The sequence below is a fragment of the Nostoc sp. NMS4 genome, assembly GCF_017115095.1.
Taxonomy (GTDB): domain Bacteria; phylum Cyanobacteriota; class Cyanobacteriia; order Cyanobacteriales; family Nostocaceae; genus Nostoc.
Map to the genome: position 1 here is coordinate 1 of NZ_JABXKI010000432.1, position 4349 is coordinate 4349.

Below are 4349 nucleotides of genomic sequence, written 5' to 3' on the forward strand. Positions count from 1 at the left end.
TTTGGTCAGATAATCTAGAGACTGCAAGCTTTTCTTTCTTCTTCAGCAACCCCTAATTATTTATACCTCTGTATATACTGCAAATCTTGCTTACAGCAATCATCCCAGAAGAGACAAACTTTCGGCAAAATGTTTCTGATTCGCTAATAACTTTCTGTATTCCAGGATATCCGTTCTTTGTGGAGAGCCAAATGATTCCTATAGATATGAAACGACTCATCAAAAAAACCTCTAATCCAGTTCGCAAGAAAACAGAAGTAACCCCACCACAGAAAATTAGGCTAACTGGTGCTTAGTAAAATACTATATTACCAGCTTTATAGTACACTAGCACTACTTATTCCCAATATCATATCTGCATTACTTACCACCTGGCTATGTGACCAGTCGGTGCGGCATACTATCATTGCCCCTTCAACACATCACGTTGTTCACCCAAAGATTTTTTGAAGTTAGCGACGAGTATACGGCAGAAATTACATAAGCATGGCTATCAAGTTGTCGAAATGCCGATTAAGCAATTCTTGGGTGAAGACCATCACATGAACGGCGTGGAACTCGAAGATGGCACTGTCATCGAGCTAGAAGCTGGACTCATTTCAATGGGGTCGAAGTATCACGCTGATTATCTGGATAAATTCAATCTAGAAAAGCAGGGTGAAAACTTAGTCACTGATAAGATACAGCAGTTATCAATTTAACCCGGAACAGGTGAAAGCTGCCCAATAATAAGGGTCAGAGAAAGGTTTAGACTCTCCACAAAAAGATTCCAAATCTTTTTTTGCGTCATAAATTCGGTTGCCGATTTTGGCATACTTTTTATATTCTTCATCGCGTTGCTGATACATTTGAGAATCTTGTGGATGAATATCCCGTTCTTTTTTAGTTTTTTTACGCTGCGTTTCGGTTTCCTTAAGTTTCTGCGTTAAAAAAGAACTTAACTTAGGTTGGTAAATGGTGGTAAGAGTTTCACCTGTAAGGGTACGCAGTTCAAATTGAGCTTGTCTGATTGATTGCAGTCGTTTGTTTCCCTGATGTCGGGATTGATAGTAAAATAGTGAAAATAGTGCTGTTGCCAAGTCATCTACTGCCCAGAGTGTACTGATAACACTTTTAGCGCCAGCACAAAGAAAACCTGTTGAAAGAGTGAGAATATCGTCGGTTATTTCAGTCACACCTAAACCAGTTTCGCAGCAAGATAGAAATACATCTTCTAACTGAGGAGTGCGCCAACTTGGAGTTAATAACTGACTTAATGTAATACAGCCATCTGCTAAAATTAATACTGATTCTAGAGGATTATCTAGCCGCGAACGCGCATGATGACTAGAATGAATTACTTGAACTTTTTGTATCAGTTGACGATAGTTGCTGACACTAGCTTCTTGACTACCTTTTAAACGTTGATTATCAGGAATATCATACAAATTTGCTAGTTGTTCTCCTTCCCAACTAGCGTAGGGTAAATCTTCAGTAGCATCTTCAACAATACCGTAGTTCATAAGACTACTGACTGAGGGACGGTTGTGACAAAATTCTAAAATTTGGCAGCTAGGAACATAACGAATGAAAAATTTATCTCCTAGATATTGACTTTCTGCAATTGGTAAAGCAGCAAAAGGGATTTGATGTAATGCCAGATGAGGAACAAGAATCAATTCATCAATATTTTTCAGATGTTGTGCAATTAAATCATTTAACTTTAAGACTTCAGCTAGTTCTGCTATTAAAAAACTAAATTGCTCTTTCCAAGTATCTTTGTGATGAACATATTGCCCTAACCAGTGAGTGAAAATCGATGATTGTAAAGTTTCAAATCCCAATTCCGTACAAGTGTGCAAAGTAATTTGATTCTGCCGGATGATAAAGAGATGGGTATCATTCGAGGTAGTATAAAAGCTCAGAATAGCTGTTGTAGGTACTTTAATTAGCTGCTGTATGGATGACAAATTCATGGGACTTACTTGAATTTGACCAGCCAGAACAGGATCTAGACGGCGCATTTGTTCCCAAATTTGCTGTTTTTCAGCTTCCAAATCTGCAATAGTTTCGTTATAAGCTTCGATAGCAGCCCGACTATGTGGGCTTTTACCGAGTTTATTACCATCCAAGTTACTGCTATTATAATGGTGTCTTAGTTCATTATCAATTTGCCGTTGTATAGCTTCAAAATCTTGTAAATACTGTTGAATTTCAGCAGGAATTTCCCCATCTGAGTAAAGGTCATTACTTGCCATTAAATCTACGAGTCGTTTTGAGCGAGAACGTTCGACATATTCAACAGCTTTATTCAGTTGTTTATTATTAATACAAGCTTGCACCATATTTTCGTAAACATGGAGAGAATTAGCTAAAATTTCTTGACGGCGTGACTCAGAATTTACCCAAATGCGACTGGTTTCTACAGCTTCAATTGCCACACTATAGCCCCTAATCGCTTCAGCCCAATCACCAATTCTAAAAGCAGTGTTTCCCAGCATTTGTCCTGCTTTTAGGCAATCTGCGGGAAAAGCCGTGGGAGTGAATATCTTTAAACCTGAACGATAACAGGTAATTGCTGCTTCTATTTGTTCTTGTTCTAAGAAGACATTTCCTAAATTTAGATGAGTCATAGCCCACTGTTTAGGAAATTCTTCTTTCGTTAAAACTTGTAAAGCAGATTGATGAGCAGCGATCGCCTTTTCTAAATTTTCGCTCCTATCCCCATGAATGCGGTGAAGATAGGCATTAGCCAAATTTATATGTACTTCTGCCCAATTTGTGGGAAAGGCTGCTTTTGTGTAGACTTGTAAAGCAAATTGATTAGCAGCGATCGCTATTTCCACATTTTCTGCTGCATCACCTCTGAGTCTCTGACGATAAGCAGAGCCGATGTTGAATTGAGTTTGCGCCCAAAGTTCTGGGAAGTCTTCACGAGTACGAATGGAAAGGGCATTTTGATAACAAGCGATCGCTTTTTCTAAATTCTCAGCTTTGTCACCGAGAGTGCGATCGCGGTAAACAATACCTAGATTGTTTTGGATTTTTCCCCATCCTTCAGGAGATTGATCATGAGTCAAAACCTGCATCGCAGCTTCACCAGCTTTGATTGCTAGTTCTGCATTCTCTACTTGATCGCCACGAATCCGATAGCCATAAGCAATAACCAAATTACTGTAAATTTCTGCCCAAAGTTCGGGAAACTGTTCACGGTTACAGAATTGTAAAGCATTGTGTAAGTAAGAAAGGGATTTTTCCAGATTTTCTGCTTGCTCACCTTTTATTCGACGGTGATAAGTATTGCCCAGCATCAATTGACACCCAACCCACTGTTGTGGATAGGTTTCGTAAGTCAATACTTTAGAAGCAACTTCGTAACCTGTAATGGCAATCTCTAAATTGCTCGCCTCACTACCCTGCCGAAATTCTTTAATCAGGAAGCTCAAACCTGCAAGACATGCAGCAAAACCTTGTGCATATTTTGGCGATGCTTCAGACAACATGGCTTCTGTGTTCAAACGCAATACAGTCGCAAAACGTTCATCAAGTTTGTCTTTGTTTACTTCCAGTAATGGGTATACAGCGCCTTTAGGGTTTGGGAGGTTCTCAAATACTGCTTTAAATAGCTGAAGCTGAAAGATTTCGCGGATCGCATCTTGAATGTTTTCCCATTGTTCAGGAAAATCTTTCTTAGTAAAAACAGTAGCTCCTAACTCATAACCTGTGGCAGCAATTCTTAAGTTAATTGCTTGATCGCCTTGTGGAAACTCCTGAATCAGATTGCTAAAATTTAAAATAGTTGCGGCAATTTGAATCGCTTGCCCTGGTGTCATCTGTCCGAAAACATCTTCAAGCCTTTGCAAGTGCTGAACAAATTCTTCATCTAATTTGTTCAGGTTATTTTCTAGTATTTGATATACAGCTTGTGCCTCGCTATTACTTTCGCTTGTTGCTTGTAATACCTGTTCAAGAAATTGCGAATTTGAGTAAATTTGTTGAAATTCATTAGTATCGAAAAAAGTTAAAAGATGTTGAAAACCAGAACGTTCTGCATATTTCCTGGCTTTATCCCGTTCCCCATTGGTGATGCAAAAGACCACCATATTTGTGTAGGCAAATATCTCTTCAGGAATTTCTTGTTTCTGAGAAATTCCAGCCCAACGTCGGCATTGTTCAACAGCTTCAATGGCAACTGCATAACCTTCAAAAGCCTCTGTCTTCATGCCAGCAGCCAAGGCTGTTTTACCTAAACTCAATCCAGTTTGTATGCAGGGGGAACGCATCTAAATTATATTGACAAAATACCGTATTAATATATCAACACACAGGAAAACATATAATTGAATTCAAATGCTTATAAAATTCTTTAT

The 4349-nt window shown here is 38.8% G+C and carries 3 protein-coding genes; 2 read left to right on the top strand and 1 reads right to left on the bottom strand.

The features are described 5' to 3' along the window. Nucleotides 1-86: 86 nt before the first annotated feature. Nucleotides 87-296 carry a hypothetical protein gene (locus HWQ37_RS34170; protein WP_292755767.1) on the top strand — a complete coding sequence of 70 codons (210 nt, stop codon included), beginning with the start codon at nt 87-89 and terminating at the stop codon, nt 294-296. Nucleotides 297-446: 150 nt separating this feature from the next. After that, complete coding sequence (locus HWQ37_RS34175; RefSeq protein WP_292755768.1) at nt 447-701, top strand: hypothetical protein; 255 nt, start codon at nt 447-449, stop codon at nt 699-701. Here the strand turns inward: HWQ37_RS34175 and HWQ37_RS34180 are convergent. Then, nucleotides 693-4235, bottom strand: a complete 3543-nt coding sequence (locus HWQ37_RS34180) for a CHAT domain-containing protein (protein ID WP_292755770.1) — start codon at nt 4233-4235, stop codon at nt 693-695. The two genes, HWQ37_RS34175 and HWQ37_RS34180, sit on opposite strands and share 9 nt — an antisense overlap. Nucleotides 4236-4349: the final 114 nt, after the last annotated feature.